Annotated in this window: 12 protein-coding genes, 1 tRNA gene and 1 rRNA gene; 6 read left to right on the forward strand and 8 right to left on the reverse strand. The window is 48.0% G+C overall.

The window, feature by feature from the left end:
* Positions 1 to 6: 6 nt before the first annotated feature.
* Together pstA and R3289_RS09295 are read right to left on the reverse strand one after the other, a co-directional pair.
* Positions 7 to 1,644, reverse strand: a complete 1,638-nt coding sequence (pstA, locus tag R3289_RS09290) for a phosphate ABC transporter permease PstA (protein WP_318925238.1) — start codon at positions 1,642 to 1,644, stop codon at positions 7 to 9.
* Between the two features lie 68 nt (positions 1,645 to 1,712).
* Positions 1,713 to 3,941, reverse strand: a complete 2,229-nt coding sequence (locus tag R3289_RS09295) for an ABC transporter permease subunit (protein WP_318925239.1) — start codon at positions 3,939 to 3,941, stop codon at positions 1,713 to 1,715.
* A gap of 337 nt (positions 3,942 to 4,278) precedes the next feature.
* Here R3289_RS09295 and R3289_RS09300 point away from each other — a divergent pair, with 337 nt between their 5' ends.
* Genes R3289_RS09300 through ppx form a run of 3 tightly spaced genes read left to right on the forward strand, consistent with a single transcriptional unit; the run spans position 4,279 to position 8,402 of the window.
* Positions 4,279 to 4,791 carry a glycine cleavage system protein R gene (locus tag R3289_RS09300; RefSeq protein ID WP_318925240.1) on the forward strand — a complete coding sequence of 171 codons (513 nt, stop codon included), beginning with the start codon at positions 4,279 to 4,281 and terminating at the stop codon, positions 4,789 to 4,791.
* Positions 4,792 to 4,807: 16 nt separating this feature from the next.
* A complete protein-coding gene (gene ppk1 / locus R3289_RS09305; RefSeq protein WP_318925241.1) occupies positions 4,808 to 6,907 on the forward strand; it encodes a polyphosphate kinase 1 in 2,100 nt (699 codons plus the stop codon).
* Positions 6,897 to 8,402 (forward strand): exopolyphosphatase, encoded by a 1,506-nt coding sequence (gene ppx / locus R3289_RS09310; protein ID WP_318925242.1) that lies wholly within the window; start codon positions 6,897 to 6,899, stop codon positions 8,400 to 8,402. The genes ppk1 and ppx overlap by 11 nt, the downstream gene beginning before the upstream one ends.
* Positions 8,403 to 8,424: 22 nt before the next feature.
* On the opposite strand, the gene R3289_RS09315 is transcribed toward ppx, so the two are convergent.
* The 3 genes from R3289_RS09315 to phoB form a co-directional block, all read right to left on the reverse strand.
* Positions 8,425 to 9,399, reverse strand: a complete 975-nt coding sequence (locus R3289_RS09315) for a PstS family phosphate ABC transporter substrate-binding protein (protein ID WP_413466691.1) — start codon at positions 9,397 to 9,399, stop codon at positions 8,425 to 8,427.
* A 101-nt stretch (positions 9,400 to 9,500) separates the two neighbouring features.
* Complete coding sequence (phoR, locus tag R3289_RS09320) at positions 9,501 to 10,805, reverse strand: phosphate regulon sensor histidine kinase PhoR (RefSeq protein WP_318925243.1); 1,305 nt, start codon at positions 10,803 to 10,805, stop codon at positions 9,501 to 9,503.
* 40 nt (positions 10,806 to 10,845) lie between these two features.
* The gene (gene phoB / locus R3289_RS09325; protein WP_318925244.1) at positions 10,846 to 11,535 is read right to left on the reverse strand and encodes a phosphate regulon transcriptional regulator PhoB; all 690 of its coding nucleotides are present in this window, start codon (positions 11,533 to 11,535) and stop codon (positions 10,846 to 10,848) included.
* A 402-nt stretch (positions 11,536 to 11,937) separates the two neighbouring features.
* Between phoB and rdgC the strand changes: the two genes are divergently transcribed.
* From rdgC to R3289_RS09340, 3 genes are all read left to right on the forward strand, one after another.
* Positions 11,938 to 12,849: a recombination-associated protein RdgC gene (gene rdgC / locus R3289_RS09330; protein WP_318925260.1), complete on the forward strand. Its 912-nt coding sequence runs from the start codon at positions 11,938 to 11,940 to the stop codon at positions 12,847 to 12,849.
* A 206-nt stretch (positions 12,850 to 13,055) separates the two neighbouring features.
* Complete coding sequence (gene yegQ / locus R3289_RS09335) at positions 13,056 to 14,462, forward strand: tRNA 5-hydroxyuridine modification protein YegQ (RefSeq protein WP_318925245.1); 1,407 nt, start codon at positions 13,056 to 13,058, stop codon at positions 14,460 to 14,462.
* A gap of 5 nt (positions 14,463 to 14,467) precedes the next feature.
* Positions 14,468 to 14,722, forward strand: coding sequence for a YfhL family 4Fe-4S dicluster ferredoxin (locus R3289_RS09340; RefSeq protein WP_318925246.1), 255 nt, complete (start codon positions 14,468 to 14,470; stop codon positions 14,720 to 14,722).
* Between the two features lie 97 nt (positions 14,723 to 14,819).
* Here R3289_RS09340 and R3289_RS09345 read toward each other — a convergent pair whose 3' ends face one another.
* The 3 genes from R3289_RS09345 to rrf all read right to left on the reverse strand — a co-directional run bounded on the left by R3289_RS09345 (position 14,820) and on the right by rrf (position 16,454).
* The gene (locus tag R3289_RS09345; RefSeq protein WP_318925247.1) at positions 14,820 to 15,800 is read right to left on the reverse strand and encodes a sugar-binding transcriptional regulator; all 981 of its coding nucleotides are present in this window, start codon (positions 15,798 to 15,800) and stop codon (positions 14,820 to 14,822) included.
* Between the two features lie 430 nt (positions 15,801 to 16,230).
* Positions 16,231 to 16,307: transfer RNA gene (locus tag R3289_RS09350), tRNA-Asp, on the reverse strand.
* Between the two features lie 31 nt (positions 16,308 to 16,338).
* A 5S ribosomal RNA gene (rrf, locus tag R3289_RS09355) occupies positions 16,339 to 16,454 on the reverse strand.
* Positions 16,455 to 16,467 lie beyond the last annotated feature (13 nt).

Consider the following 16,467-nt stretch of genomic DNA (forward strand, 5'->3'; position numbering starts at 1 on the left):
GACTCGTTACTGCTCCAAAGAGCGGAACTTCTCACGCAGATGATTTCGAATCCCGATCGCGGTTAAATTCAACCCGACAATCACCGTAACCAATAAAAATGACGTTGCGTAAACCAGCGGGCGTGCCGCTTCAACATTGGGGCTCTGAAAACCGACATCATAAATATGATAGCCAAGGTGCATAAACTTACGATCCAAATGCACATATGGAAAATGACTGTCGACCGGCAGGGTCGGTGCCATTTTTACCACCCCCACCAACATGAGAGGGGCGACTTCGCCGGCCGCTCGGGCCACGGCTAAAATTAACCCGGTCATGATTGCCGGACTGGCCATTGGCAGTACAATACGCCATAAGGTTTCCGCTTGGGTTGCCCCTAAAGCCAGAGAGCCATGACGTACCGAATTAGGAATTCGAGCTAACCCTTCTTCGGTCGACACAATCACAACAGGCAACGTAAGAATCGCCAGGGTTAACGCCGACCACAAAATACCCGGTGTGCCAAACGTTGGCGTCGGCAGTTGATCCGAGAAGAAAACGTCATCAATGGTTCCCCCCACCATATAAACGAAGAAGCCTAAACCAAACACCCCATAAACGATAGAAGGTACACCGGCAAGATTAATCACAGCGACGCGGATCAGTTTGGTAAAACCATTTTTACCCGCGTACTCATGAAGGTAAACGGCAGCCATGACACCTAATGGGGTCACTATAATGCTCATCAGTAACACCATGAATACGGTGCCAAAAATTGCCGGAAAGACACCGCCTTCAGTATTAGCTTCGCGCGGATCGTCGGTCAGGAACATCACCACCTGACTCCCCCAATGGGCGACTTTGCCGCTGAATGTCAGATCGTTCGGATACCAGACGTCTAAGATCTGCTCCATTGGAAGCTTGACCTCAACACCGTCCATGTCACGTACAATTAATGCATCGTCCACCAGCTTTTGTTGTAACGCAAACAAGCGCTGTTCAATCCGGCTGTAGTCTTGTTGCAGCTGTTGCTGCTCCTGCGCTATCGCCAACTTGGCTGTGTCAGTAAGCTGGTTATTGAGCAACAGCTTGTGCTCTTTTAACCTCAGCTGCTCCAGCCGCCGGTTAATATTGCCAATGTCTATTTGCTGCAAGTTATCTCGCTCAGTGCGAACCTGCGCCGCTTCGGCCAGCCTCTGTGATAACTCACTGACCTGACGTGGTTGATTCTCATTGATTAAGCCAACCGGGTAACCATAGAATTTACCGTTTTTATCACGATCTATCACCGCAATATTATCAGCGAGGGCCTGATGGTCTATCTGAAGATCCAGCAGGGTTATAAAGTCGAGTTCGACCCGCTCTCGGTTACCGGTTTTAATCAGATAACGGGTAACGCTGTCCCCTTCAACCGCAGAGACATCAATCCCCGCCTCCTCTAATTGCTTAATCGGGATACGCTGGCGTTCATAGATTTCTCCGATGATAACCTGCTTATTGCCATCGAGCGTGACATCAAACTGATACACAGGTGCCGGCCAGAAGAAACTGAGTCCCTTCCAGCCAATCAGCAATAGCAAACCTAATACCGCAATCAGACTCAAACTTACGGCTCCGGCCGTTAGCCATATCCAGGGCGAACCTGATTTAAACCATTTCCCCATCAAGCATTCACTTTAATCGTAGTCATTGCACATATTCCGCTAACTGCTCAGCCAGGTGAACAGCGACATTATAACGAACTGTATTTTTCGCGCAGCCGCTGGCGAACCAGCTCGGCAATGGTGTTAAAAACAAAGGTAGCAATAAATAACACAAAGGCCGCCAGGAATAATACCCGATAGTGAGAGCTGCCCACCTCAGACTCCGGCATTTCAATCGCAATCGTCGCCGACAAGGTCCGTAACCCTTGCAGCACATTCCAGTCCATAATCGGGGTGTTGCCTGTCGCCATCAGCACGATCATCGTCTCACCAACAGCCCGTCCTAGTCCCATCATAATGGCCGAAAAAATCCCCGGGCTGGCCGTTAATAACACGACCTTGGTTAAGGTCTGCCAGTGCGTCGCCCCTAATGCCAGCGAGCCATTGGTCAGATGGCTAGGCACCGAGAAAATCGCATCTTCGGCAATGGAAAAAATAGTCGGGATCACCGCAAACCCCATTGCGATACCAACGACTAGGGCATTGCGCTGATCGTAGCCAATTCCCCATTCATTGGTGAGATAAATACGGACATCACCGTCAAACAACCACTGTTCAACATACGGACTCGCCGTAAAGCAGGCATATCCCAACAACACTATCATCGGCGTCAAAATCGCAATATGCAGGCCATTGGGTAATTTATGACGCCATTGCCCCGGCAGCACAGACCAGCTCCACCCCATCAGCAGAATCATCAGCGGTAACATGACCAGACTCATGACGATCCCCGGCAAGAAATCTTCAACAATCGGCGCCAGCCACAAACCAGCCAGAAAGCCTAAAATCACGGTGGGCAGCGCTTCCATGATCTCAACCGTCGGCTTAATCACACTTCGCATTGCCGATGACATAAAATAGGCGGTATAAATTGCGCCAGCCAATGCCAGCGGGATAGCAAAGAACATCGCATACATCGCAGCTTTCAATGTGCCGAATATAATCGGGACTAAGCTAAGCTTAGGTTCAAACTCATCACTGGCAGAGGTAGATTGCCAGACATAATCCGGTTCGGGATACCCTTCGTACCAAACTTCCTGCCATAACGATGAAAAACCTATTTCCGGATGGGTATTGTGAACCGCATAAAGATGCCATTCATTCCCCGTTACCGCCAACAGGCGATCAGCCCGGGGGGAAATAGCCACCGTGTCCGGCGCTGCGGTAAACAGCTTACCTTGATACAAGGCACTCTTATCCGCAGTGTAGTAGGCCGATAAGCTCCCATTTTTCTGAATAGCAAAAAAACCTTTGCGATAATATTCCGGCACCAGCTGTACTAACGCACTATCTGATAAAGTAAATTCCCGTGCTTTTACCAGCGATCGTTTACCCTTGGCCAGTATTTCAAACCACTGCGACACCGTATTGTCATCAGTGGTGATCAGTAACGAGTTGGCGCCTGATAGCAAATCAATTTTTAAAGGCTTGCCCTGACCATCACTGACATCAACAACCTCTCGAGTTTGGGAGTCCGAACCGTTAATGGCCACCACGTAGAGATAATTGCCGCTCAGCAGATACAAGGTACGCCCATCAGGCGTAACCGCCAGATCGGTAATCTTGTGCGGGGTATTACTAATTTCAAATACATCGCTCTGCCATTCCAGCTGGCGGGTTAACAGGTTATCTTGTCCGGAAAATGTCATCGCAACAAGACGGTGATCAGCCGTCTTGCCGACCACAAGGGCGTTTTCTGTTCGTACCGATACGGCCAGTTGCGTAATGGCCTGCCCCAGTGGATCGAGTAAGAAAGAGGGTTGTCCTAGCGGGTAGTCAATCTCAGTCGTCGTGACTCTTTGGTTGTTTGGAAATGTCACCCGAAATACGGGCTTTACAATAGTGACCCGTCCATCCCGGTTACCATATGCAAATACAGCGTCACGCGGTAAACTCTTAGCGAAGCTTGTGGGGTATTGAGCGACGGAATGTTGGCTAACGATCTCGCCAGCCTGGTCTTGTGGCATCAGCCGAACAAAACTCAGCTCACCCTGCTGTGACAGCCGGTAAGCCAGATCATTATGCTCTTCGATACCCATTGCTGCCGTGGTATCAGTGAACGGAAGGGTAAAAGTCTGCTGCTGCTTTACGGTCACCGAAGAGAAGATGGGCACGGTAACATACAGTAAATAGAAAAAAATCAGTACTAAGGTAAGCAAGACAAAAATGCCACCAGCAGTCACTCCATAACGCGCAAACCGGTCTTTTAAACGTCGACTACGGCTTTCTCCCATCAAAAATGCGCTGGCGTCTGCCATTATTACCTCAAACTTTTTTCATGTTTACTTATGTATCTAAGCCGACTCAAGATGCAACAGTTCTGAGTCTCAAAATGACTTGAGTATATTATGTCTTTTTAATGACATTTTCGTGACAATTATAACTGTATTCAGTCCACCAGTTAGCCGTCAATTAGAATGACATAAAGTGACCATAGAATATCATTATTCTTAACCCTTTAAGACCTCAGACTGATTTAAATCACAGGATTCTCTATCGATCTGGACAGAATCAAAACATGCTCTGATAATGAATTAGTGTCGGATATAAACCGTTGACATACATATTTGCCTATCACGGAAAAGGAAATTCGTTATGAAGCACCTCATCATCACTGTTATTGGTAAAGATCGTCCAGGCTTAGTGGAACTGCTTTCAGATACGGTCTACCAAAATAATGGTAACTGGCTCAGTAGCAGTCTCAGTAAACTGGCGGGGCAATTTGCCGGTATCCTGCAAATCGAAGTCGCCCCCCAACACATTCCGGAGTTAAGCAAAGCGCTATCTCACATTGATGAGCTTCAGATCCACATTGTCGAAGATCAAAGCCAAGCACTACCATCGCTGACGCTGCATCAGCTCACAGTCACCGTTAATGATCGCCCCGGCATTGTCAAAGAGGTAACAACTCTGTTCAATCAACTGGGTATCAACATCCATAAACTAAAAACCGACACCCAAAGTGCACCTAACTGGGGCTACCCTATTTTTAAGGCTCACTTCCTATTAGAACTGCCTGCCAACCTTGAACTCGGTTTTGTCCAGCAAGAGCTTGAAAAACTGGCTGACGATCTCACGATCGATATTGATGACAGTGTACCGGCATAAGTTGTGAAACAGACAAATGAGTACGGACCCCCTTTATATTGAGAAAGAGCTAAGTTGGCTTTCATTTAATGAACGTGTTCTTCAAGAGGCTGCCGACAAGTCTGTTCCTCTGGTAGAGCGCGTCCGTTTTTTAGGGATTTTTTCCAACAACACCGATGAATTTTATAAAGTCAGGTTTGCTGATATCAAGCGCCGTATATTGATCAGTCAAGTACAGGGGGGGGACGAAAATGCTAAGCACCTGCTCAGCAAGATCCAGAGCCGGGTACTTAAAATGAATCAGGATTTTGATACGTTATATAATGAAATTCTGCTGGAGATGGCAAGGCGCCATATCTTTCTGGTCAATGAACTTCAGCTTGAAGAATATCAGCAAAACTGGCTACGCCGATATTTCCGCAATACGATTTTGCCTCATGTCACTCCGATCCTGCTCACCGAAAACATCAACCTGTTGCAGTTCCTAAAGGATGAATACTCGTACCTGGCGATTGAAATGCAACAAGGGGAGAACAAGCGTTACGCGTTAATTGAAATTCCGACCGACCAGCTACCCCGCTTTATTCAGCTTCCCGAGCCAAAGGGCAGGCGTCGCACCACTTTAATTCTGCTAGATAATGTCATCCGTTTCTGCCTCGACGATATCTTCAGTGGCTTCTTTGAATATGACAGACTTGAAGCCTATTCAATGAAGATGACCCGTGATGCGGAATATGACTTAAGCCAGGAGATGGAACACAGCCTGCTTGAGCAGATGTCGGAAGGCCTGAACCAGCGCCTGACCGCGATGCCGGTCCGCTTTGTCTATCAGCGAGAGATGCCGGGGAATATGATCGATGTTCTGTGCAGCCTGCTAAAAGTCTCCAGCTATGACAGTATCATTCCCGGTGGCCGCTACCATAACTTCAAAGACTTTATCGACTTTCCGAATGTCGGACGAAAATACCTGGAAAACCCAGCCTTGCCACCGCTCCAGAGCTATCAGTTTACCCGTGCGCGCAATGCCTTTGCTGCTATCAAAGCGCAAGATATTCTTCTCTACTATCCCTATCACACCTTCAATCATGTCACCGAGCTGGTGCGTCAGGCGTCTTACGATCCCAAGGTCTGCAGCATAAAGATTAGTCTTTATCGCGTCGCCAAACATTCGCGGATCATCGATTCAATGATTGATGCCGCCAACAATGGCAAACAGGTCACCGTCGTGGTCGAACTGCAGGCACGATTTGATGAGGAGGCCAATATTGAATGCTCTCGCCGCCTCACTGAAGCCGGGGTTCATGTGGTATTTGGCGTTCCGGGATTAAAAATTCACTCTAAGCTGTGTTTGATCACCCGCAGGGAAGACGACAAGCTGGTGAGGTACGCACATATCGGTACCGGTAACTTCAATGAAAAAACGGCCCGGATCTATACCGATTTCTCATTAATGACCTGTGATCAGGAACTTGCCAATGAAGTCCGACAAGTCTTCGGCTACATTGAAGATCCTTATCGCCCGGTACAATTTTCGCACCTGATCGTATCGCCACTCAATTCTCGTGCGCGCCTGTACGATTTGATCGATCGTGAAATCGCTCATGCTCGGCAGAATCTCTCATCCGGTATTACACTTAAGGTAAATAATCTGGTCGATAAAGACTTGATTAACATGCTCTATCAAGCCAGCAGCCATGGCGTAAAAATCAGGCTAATTATACGTGGTATGTGCGCGTTGATCCCCGGTATCAAAGGGATCAGTGACAATATATCAGCAATCAGCATTATTGATCGCTTCCTTGAACATCCTCGGGTCGCGGTTTTTGAAAACAATGGCGATCCGGATGTCATGATCTCTTCCGCCGACTGGATGACCCGTAATATCGATAATCGCATCGAGGTCGGTTGCCTGATCCGTGACCCGGCCCTGAAGAAAAAAACAATCGATATTCTGAATATCCAGCTTACCGACACCGTGAAAGCACGAGTACTCGACAAAGCGATGAGCAACCAATACGTACCGCGAGGCAACCGACGGAAAATACGGTCGCAGTTAGCCATTTACGATTACCTTAAGCAAAGCGAAAAACAACTGAAAAAACAGGCCGAAAAAGCGATGAATAATAATGATACCTGATCACAGCCAGCGCCCTCGAGAAATAGCTGCTATCGACTTGGGCTCGAATAGTTTCCATATGGTCGTCGCCAGAGTTGTCGGGCAAAGCCTGCAAATCATCAGTCGGCATAAGCAACGTGTTCATCTGGCCTCTGGGCTGGATGCGCAACAAAACCTTGATCTGGCCGCCATTCGACGCGGTTTGACTTGTCTGGCAATGTTTGCGGAACGCCTGCAAGGGTTTGAACCGGAAAATGTTCGTATCGCTGCCACTTATACCTTACGCCAGGCCAGGAATGCGCATCTGTTTTTAAAACGAGCTGAAAGCATCATGCCCTACCCCATTGAGATCATTCCGGGTACCGAAGAAGCCCGCCTGATCTATTTAGGGGTCGCTCACACTCAGCCGGAAAGCGGTCGTAAGCTGGTGGTTGATATCGGTGGTGGCAGTACCGAACTCGTTGTTGGCGAAAACTTTGATACCAGGCTGCTCTATAGCAAGCACATGGGATGCGTGAGCTACAACCTGCACTACTTTACAGAAGGGAAAATCAACGGTGAAAATATGGCTGCAGCCCAACTGGCGGCTCAGCAAAAAATGGAAAACATTGCCAGCCAATACCATAAACAAGCCTGGGGTAAGGCGATTGGGTCATCCGGGACCATTAAGGCCATTCGCGAAGTGTTGATTGCTAAAGGATACAACGACGGGGTGATCACCAATAAACGGCTCAAGCAGCTGGTTGAACAGGTACTGTCGTTTAAAAATAGTGATGAGCTGGATTTGCCCGGGCTGAATGCCGATCGAAAACCGGTATTTGCCGCCGGCCTAGCCATATTAGCGGCCGTATTCCAGTCGCTGAAAATTGAAGAGATGGTTTATTCTGACGGTGCTTTGCGTGAAGGCCTGTTATATGAAATGGAAGATCGGTTCCGCCACAGCGACATCCGAACCCGCACCGCGAGCGCAATGGCAAGCCAGTACCATGTCGATCTTGATCAGGCGGCCCGAGTCAAAGTGTGCGCAGAAGATCTTTATGCTCAAATCGAACCACAACCGGGACCGGCTACATCTGAACTCTCAACGTTGCTCGGCTGGGGGGCATTGCTACATGAAGTCGGGCTAAGCATCAGTTACCCCGGCTTTCACCGTCACTCTGCGTACTTACTGCGACACAGCACCATGCCAGGGTTTAACCTGGAACAACAGACGGTACTGGCAACCCTAGCCCGCTTTCAGCGCAAGGCTCTTAAGCTGGAAGAAATGCCGGAACTCAGTATTTATAAACGCAAGCACCTTTACCCATTGATCCGTACCCTGCGACTGGCTGTTACGTTAAATGGCCAGAGAACCGATGAGCCGCTGCCGAAGATACTTGTCAAAGCAGATAGAGAATCATGGGAGTTAACCCTGCCAGCAGGCTGGCAAGAAAATAACAAGCTGCTGGCGGCTGACTTACTGAGAGAACAAGAGTATTGGGCAAAGGCCGGATGGGAACTGGCTATTGATTCATAATGGGCAATTAAGCGAGCACATGCTAAAGCCCTAAACGCGCTAAATTCACGCCCACAATTGTGGCAGGTAAAGGGATATAACCATCTTTCTCGACAATCTGCTGACCATTACGAGACAGGATGAACCGAATAAATTCGGCCTGAATGGGAGGCAATGGTTTGTTCGGGTGCTTATTGACATAAAGATAGAGATAACGCGCCAGCGGGTAGTGACCATTAATCGAATTCTCGATGGTGGCATCAATATAATCAGTCCCTTTTCGGGCAATCGGAATAGCGCGTATTCCAGTGGTTTTATACCCGATGCCAGAATAGCCGATTGAGTTTAGAGAGGTCGACACCGACTGAACCACCGATGCTGATCCCGGTTGTTCATTGACATTATTGCGAAAATCGCCCTGGCATAAAGCACGCTTCTTAAAATAACCATAGGTGCCAGATACCGAGTTACGACCAAACAATTGGATATCACGCACTGCCCATTTTCCCGTCAGGCCTAATGCCCCCCAGCGAGTGATCGGCTGCGTCCCCCCACATCGTAACGTTCGGGAATAAATTGCATCGAGCTGTTCGAAATTCATCCCCTGCAATGGGTTATCTTCATGAACAAAAACCGCCAGCGCATCAATTGCAACACGAACCGCTGTTGGTTTATAACCATATTCACGTTCAAAAGCCTGAATTTCTTTCGACTTCATCTGCCGGCTCATAGGACCCAGCTGAGCCGTCGCTTCAGTCAAAGCCGTCGGCGCAGTGGATGATCCCGCGGCCTGAATTTGAATGTTCACATTCGGATACTGGCGTTTAAACTCTTCCCCCCAGTAAGTCATCAGATTCGCCAGCGTATCAGAGCCAACCGATGACAGGTTGCCGGCAATACCGCTCACCCTTTGATAGTCCGGCAATTCAGCCTCTACAGCCCAGGCCGAACGGCCGAAAAGCAGGGCCAGCGATAGCAATACAAGGCGAACCATTCTCTCGGAGGTTCGGAACATCATTGTCATAAAACAGGCTTTATCCTTTTCGTGATTGTTGTGACGCAACGACAACATTGACCGTCACTGGCCGCCGCGATGTTCCGCCCTTCTTGCGGAGCATATTACGCCACCTTCTTCACCAGCCGCTGCGGCAAGGTGAACGAGAAAGTACTGCCTTCGCCTAGCACACTTTCAATTTCAAGTTGCGAGTCATGGTGGCTTAACGCATGTTTCACAATTGCCAGACCTAAGCCACTGCCCCCGGTCTCTCGGGAACGCGCTTTGTCCACCCGATAGAAACGCTCCGTCAGGCGATGGATATGTTGCGGTGCAATGCCCTCACCACTGTCGGTCACTTCCAGCCGCGGTCCGGCAGCCGTTAAATACCAGCGAACCGAAATGGCGGCATTATCGGGCGTATGCTTCACCGCATTGTATACCAAATTAGAAACCGCACTGCGCAGTTGTTCGGCATCACCGAGTACATGCAACGACTTATCGACATCAAAAGTAAACTGCTGGTTCTTGTCGCCACTTAGCGAAATGGCTTCTTTCTCTAAAATGTCCAGCATTGCAGGCATATTGATCGTTTCTTCAAGCTCAATATTCGGGGCGGCTTCAATTTTTGATAACGTCAGCAACTGGGCGACCAGAGAATTCATCCGTACCAGCTGTTCGGTCATAACCCCATGCGCTTTGTCCCACATCGGCCCCACCAGCATCTCAGGATCTTTCGACATTTCCAGATAACCTTGCAACACCGTCATCGGCGTGCGCAGTTCATGGGAGACATTGGCAAAAAAGTTACTCCTCATGCCTTCCAGCTGCTTCAGCTGCGACACATCACGCACGACCATCAGGTACTCACCTTCGGTATAGCGCATAATTCGCAATTCCAGAGTGCGGTCGTAATTCAGCGGGGAAGTAATTTCGAGCGGAGACTCAAATTCCTGTTTCGCAAGATAGCGAACAAAATCAGGACTGCGGAGTAAGTTGCTGATCGGCTGACCCGCATCATCAGGCCAGCGAAAACCAAGCAGGTGCTGAGCCAGCTTATTACACCAGACAATATTCCCTTCACTACGAAAGACCACCACAGCATCAGGCAGGGATTCAGCACCATTACGGAAGCGACGAATGAGTGTTGCCAATTCTTTGCGGCGACGACGGTTTCGTTGTTGTAAGCGGTACATACCATTGAATAGCGGCTCCCAGCTGCCAGAGCCGGAAGGGGGGGTCAGACTACGCTCATTCCATAACCAGTCAGACATTTTTAATTGATTATGAAAATGCCAGATCAGCTGGATCCAGGTTGCAACCAATAAGAACCACGGCAGATAGCCGAAAATCTGCCCGAGAATTACCCAGGGCAAGTAAAACAGGATCAGTTCCCAAACCAGCTTTTTCCACGACAGCCTTTCGACCATTCACAACTCCATGATAACGTAAACGCTCGTAGTATCTCAGTTACATTCGTGTCGAGAATCGGTAACCCGCACCGCGAACGGTTTGCACCATCTTATCATAACCCCCCTCTTCCAGCGCTTTGCGCAAGCGGCGAATATGAACGTCGACAGTACGGTCTTCAACATACACGTTGGTTCCCCACACATTGTTCAATAGCTGTTCCCGGCTATAAACTCGTTCCTGGTGAGTCATAAAAAAATGCAGCATTTTGAATTCAGTTGGCCCCATATCCAGAGGCTCATCATTAGACGTAACACGGTGGGAAACAGGATCCAGTTTTAAACCCTGAACATCAATCACGTCATCCAACGATGTTGGAGAAGAGCGGCGCATTACCGCTTTAAGGCGAGCCATCAGCTCTTTGGGTGAAAACGGTTTGGTAATGTAGTCATCGGCACCGACTTCCAGCCCTCGGACCTTATCTTCTTCTTCACCACGAGCCGTCAGCATGACCACCGGGATCTGACGAGTCATCTCATCACGCTTCAAGTGTTTAATCAGATTGATACCGGAGCCTCCCGGCAACATCCAGTCCATCAGGATTAACTCCGGATAAGGTTCGCAAATCTTCTCCAGCGCACTGTCATAATCTTCAGCTTCGATTGCCTGATAGCCTTTTTGCTCTAGTACAAAACACAACATCTCGCGAATTGGTGCTTCATCTTCTACAACAAGAATCCGTCTTACCATAGCTATATTTACCTAAGTAGTTGCAGTCTTCTAGGGCCATTATGTTGGTTAATTATGACACTTTTGTGACCCGGTGAGATAAAATCCTATTGAAGAATTCATCAATTCGCAATGCATCTGATACCTTATTGCGCTAAGTACAGGTCAAATAATTTCAGAGACTTAAATTTCACCCCCCTTAATAGCCATCTGATTAGACGACCACCAACCGGTTCGACTGCGGACTGGATGCCGATATGTTCTCCCGCCAGGCAGTATTAGCTGTATATAAAAGCGGGATCGCTTGTATCCCACCGACCACAATATTGGAGATCACTCAAGGCAGAAAAATTGCGACAAACCCAGAGCAATACAATAAGATTGTCAGCTAAATGCACAACCCTAGGATTTTTAACAGACATGATGTGGTTTAAAAACGTATTAACCTATCGCTTTACCCGTGAAATTGACCTCACCCCGGATCTGATTGAAAAACAACTGGAAGAGTTCCGCTTTACCCCGTGTGGCAGCCAAGATATACAGAAATTCGGTTGGGTTCATGCACTGGGTAAACATGGCGATATGTTCACACATGTGGTGGGCGACAATATCCTTGTCTGTGTACGTAAAGAAGAAAAAATGCTGCCTGCATCGGTCATTAAAGAATCCCTTAATACCAAGGTGGAAATCCAGGAACAAGAGCAGGGTCGTAAACTCAAAAAAAGCGAAAAAGACACCATCAAAGATGAAATCGTGATGGATTTACTGCCACGCGCCTTCAGCCGCCACTCGCAAACCTACGCATTGATCATGCCGAAAGAAGGCTTCATCATCGTCGATGCCGGTAGCTACAAAAAAGCTGAAGACTTACTGGCACTATTGCGTAAGTCGATTGGCTCTCTACCTGTTGTACCGGTAACGCCAGAAAAACCAGCTGAACTGACCATGACAGAATGGGTACGTTCAAATATCTCGCCAAACGGCTTTACCGTGGGTGAAGAAGCAGAGCTTAAAGCCATCTTAGAAGACGGTGGCGTGATCCGCTGCAAGCAGCAAGATCTGAGCTGTGATGAAATTCTGGCGCACATCGAAGCCGATAAACTGGTAACCAAGCTGGCCCTTAACTGGCAAGATCGTATCGACTTCGTGCTTGAAGCGGATCTTGGCATCAAACGCCTGAAGTTCTCTGATGAAATAAAAGATCAGAATGAAGATATCGACCGCGAAGAAATCGCAGCACGTATCGATGCCGATTTATCATTGATGTGTGGCGAATTCTCAGCCTTCCTGCCCAATGTATTTGAAGTACTTGGCGGTCTGGAAGTTAAAGAATAATTTTAAACGAGCCGAGGTACGAGTGGCTAGTTTCGGGTCTTCGTACCTCCCATCTTCGACAACCCCCCTCCAATCGCATCTCTCTACCCGAATCTAAACCCAGTTTTAATTGCCTTTGAGGTAGTGATCACAGTAAAATCCTGCCTCCTTCCGCATCACCAGGTGATTGCGGCCTGATTTGCAATCAGACACTGAGAATTAGAGCTATGTTTAAACCTGAATTGTTATCCCCTGCTGGCAGCCTTAAAAACATGCGTTACGCATTCGCCTACGGCGCTGATGCAGTCTATGCCGGACAACCCCGCTATAGCCTTCGAGTTCGTAATAACGAATTCAACCATGAGAACCTGAAGATCGGTATCGACGAAGCTCATGCCCAAGGAAAAAAATTATACGTGGTGTGTAACATTCAGCCGCATAACTCAAAACTGAAAACCTTCATTCGTGATCTGAAACCAATCGTCGAAATGGGCCCAGACGCGCTCATCATGTCCGATCCGGGTCTTATCATGATGGTACGCGAGAACTTCCCTGACGTAGCCATTCACCTCTCTGTTCAAGCAAACGCTGTGAACTGGGCGACCGTAAAGTTCTGGTCTACCCAAGGTGTTGAGCGTGTGATTCTTTCCCGTGAATTATCACTGGAAGAAATCGAAGAGATCCGCGAACATTGCCCAGACACAGAACTGGAGATTTTCGTTCACGGTGCACTGTGCATGGCTTATTCAGGTCGTTGCCTCCTATCTGGTTACATGAACAAACGCGATCCGAACCAGGGTACATGTACTAACGCTTGTCGTTGGGAATACAAAACAGAAGCGGCAAAAGAAGACGATAATGGTCAAATCGTTGAAGCGAAACCTGTTGATGCTAGCGTTCAAGTTCAGGAAGTAGAAGTTCAAGACGCTCGCCCTGACAACACACTCGGTCTTGGTAAGCCAACCGATGAAGTGGTACTGCTAAGCGAAAGCCACCGCCCAGAAGAAAAAATGGCGGCCTTTGAAGACGAACACGGCACTTACATTATGAACTCTAAAGACCTTCGTGCTATCCAGCATGTCGAGCGTCTGACGAAGATGGGTGTGCACTCACTGAAAATTGAAGGCCGTACCAAGTCGTTCTACTACTGTGCGCGTACTGCTCAGGTTTACCGTAAGGCGATTGATGATGCTGTTGCAGGCAAGCCATTTGATGAAAGTCTAATGGGGACGCTTGAGAGCCTGGCACACCGCGGTTACACCGAAGGCTTCCTTCGTCGTCATACACACGATGCATACCAGAATTACGATTACGGTTACTCTATTTCAGATAGCCAGCAATTCGTCGGTGAGTTCACCGGCAAACGTCGTGGCGATCTTGCTGAAGTGGAAGTAAAGAACAAATTCTTGGTTGGCGATAGCCTTGAAGTCATGACCCCGCTGGGTAACGTTATCTTCAATCTTGAAATGATGGAAAACCGCAAGTCTGAAACCATTGATGATGCGAAAGGTAACGGCCACTTTGTCTTTATTCCAGTGCCGGCGGATATGGATCTCGATTATGCCCTGCTAATGCGTAATCTAGGTGCAGGCCAAGATACGCGTAACCCTCACGGTTCAGAAAACGGTAAATAATCGTTATGGCATTGCTCATTACTGAAAAGTGCATCAACTGCGATATGTGTGATCCTGAATGCCCTAACGAAGCGATCACCATGGGTGCAGAGATCTACGAGATTGATCCGGATAAATGTACAGAGTGTAAAGGGCACTATGACAAGCCAACCTGTCAGTCGGTTTGCCCTATTACCAACTGTATTATTATGGATCCAGCCCATATAGAAACCGATGACGAACTACTCGAAAAGTTCGTCACCCTGCAGGGGCTGGCTTAATTGTCAGTATGATTAAAAAAAGCGCCGAAAGGCGCTTTTTTATTAGCTCAAACATTCCATAAGAGCAATCACCACGACTAATTTTGATTAAATCTGACTACTTCATCTGCTGGTCCAGATTGAGAATCGTCAGTGCATTACTGACACTCGTTGCAAGGACATCGACAATGCCAGAGCGTAGTGCCCCCAATAACGCCAATGCCTTACTGTTTTCTGCTGCAGTAACCACCACCGTTGGAATATGACGCAACTCTTCCATACTAAGGCCAATAACTCGATCACTCATCATAGTATCAGCCTGTTGACCCTGGCTATCGAAAAAGTCATAACCTGCAATATCACCGACAACGCCTTTACGAATTCGGGCTTCAACAATCTCTTGGGGCGTAAACCAACCCAGCTTTACCATATGGCTGTTTTCATTCATATCACCGACCCCCACTAAAGCCACATCAGCACGGCGAGCACGATCCAGGGTTTCCTTCACGGTACCGTTCTTCATAAATGACTCTTTGACTTTGATGTCTTCAACATAGGCAGGGGCATACAATGTCTCACTAATGCCATCGTATTTTTTTGCTAACTGACGGCAGATGTGATCGGCATTAATCGCATTACCAGAACGATGAGTGCCACCAATACCGCAAACGAAGCGACATTTACGGTGAGGCACGACACCAACATGACTGGCGATGGACGCAATATTCCTTCCCTGACCGACAGTCACCACCATATCGTCAGCCAAAATGGTGGATAGATAACTGGAAACAAGACTTGCTACCTGTTGTCGCTGAGCTTCTTCATCCGGCTGATCAAGTGCAATCAAAGCCCGCTTAAGGCTAAATCGTTCAATTAATTGTTGTTCAAGCTTTTCACTAAATACCGGGTGATATTTAACCGTAATTTCAACCACCCCCTCATCTCGTGCACGACGAAGCAAACGGCCAACTTTGGCCCGAGACATTCCAAATTTCTGCGATATTTCTTCCTGGGTAGCACCATCCTGATAATAAGCAATGGCAATCTCGGTAAGTAAATCACTATCAATGTTTGTGTTGTCATTTGCATTTGCGCTCATCGCACTATCCTTTCTAACTGCAATTCAGTTAATCCACTGCGGTCAATATTACTATATGCCAGCGTCGAAATGGATAAGAAAGCCCTAAATCTCCCTGATACATCAACAAGAAAATCGACGTACACCATTAACAGGCAAGATCACATAAAAGGTGCGCAAATTTTTAGTGATAGTGACATCACAGATAAAAAACTCATAAGCAATTGAAAATTAACTACTGAACAGCTTGTACAGCTTTTTGATCATTGGAAGCTAAAAGCTAAATAGGGTATACAAGAATAAAGAAACTAGACATTTGAGAACTGTTGAAATGGAAACACGGTGCTATGGATTCCCTATCTCGCTCGTGCCTCGCTGTAGGGAATGACGCCGTTTTTGCTTTTGTTCAAACGTAAAAAAGCCCCAGTCGTCAGACTGAGGCTTTAATAAGTGGCGGAGTGGACGGGACTCGAACCCGCGACCCCCGGCGTGACAGGCCGGTATTCTAACCAACTGAACTACCACTCCGCAGTGTCTATTCAGCATGAAGCAATTGGGCGCCTGGCGATGACCTACTCTCACATGGGGAGACCCCACACTACCATCGGCGCGACTGCGTTTCACTTCTGAGTTCGGCATGGGATCAGGTGGGGCCACAGCGCTATGGTCGCCAGACAAATTCTGTTTA

Origin of the sequence: Photobacterium sp. (genome assembly GCF_033720175.1) — a bacterium.
Taxonomy (GTDB): domain Bacteria; phylum Pseudomonadota; class Gammaproteobacteria; order Enterobacterales; family Vibrionaceae; genus Photobacterium.

Coding starts and splice junctions, on each gene's coding strand:
- R3289_RS09295 (WP_318925239.1), bottom strand. CDS start 3,941: ATGGCAGACGCCAGCGCATTTTTGATGGGAGAAAGCCGTAGTCGACGT.
- rdgC (WP_318925260.1), top strand. CDS start 11,938: ATGTGGTTTAAAAACGTATTAACCTATCGCTTTACCCGTGAAATTGAC.
- pstA (WP_318925238.1), bottom strand. CDS start 1,644: ATGGGGAAATGGTTTAAATCAGGTTCGCCCTGGATATGGCTAACGGCC.
- yegQ (WP_318925245.1), top strand. CDS start 13,056: ATGTTTAAACCTGAATTGTTATCCCCTGCTGGCAGCCTTAAAAACATG.
- ppx (WP_318925242.1), top strand. CDS start 6,897: ATGATACCTGATCACAGCCAGCGCCCTCGAGAAATAGCTGCTATCGAC.
- ppk1 (WP_318925241.1), top strand. CDS start 4,808: ATGAGTACGGACCCCCTTTATATTGAGAAAGAGCTAAGTTGGCTTTCA.
- R3289_RS09300 (WP_318925240.1), top strand. CDS start 4,279: ATGAAGCACCTCATCATCACTGTTATTGGTAAAGATCGTCCAGGCTTA.
- R3289_RS09345 (WP_318925247.1), bottom strand. CDS start 15,800: ATGAGCGCAAATGCAAATGACAACACAAACATTGATAGTGATTTACTT.
- R3289_RS09340 (WP_318925246.1), top strand. CDS start 14,468: ATGGCATTGCTCATTACTGAAAAGTGCATCAACTGCGATATGTGTGAT.
- phoB (WP_318925244.1), bottom strand. CDS start 11,535: ATGGTAAGACGGATTCTTGTTGTAGAAGATGAAGCACCAATTCGCGAG.
- phoR (WP_318925243.1), bottom strand. CDS start 10,805: ATGGTCGAAAGGCTGTCGTGGAAAAAGCTGGTTTGGGAACTGATCCTG.
- R3289_RS09315 (WP_413466691.1), bottom strand. CDS start 9,399: ATGATGTTCCGAACCTCCGAGAGAATGGTTCGCCTTGTATTGCTATCG.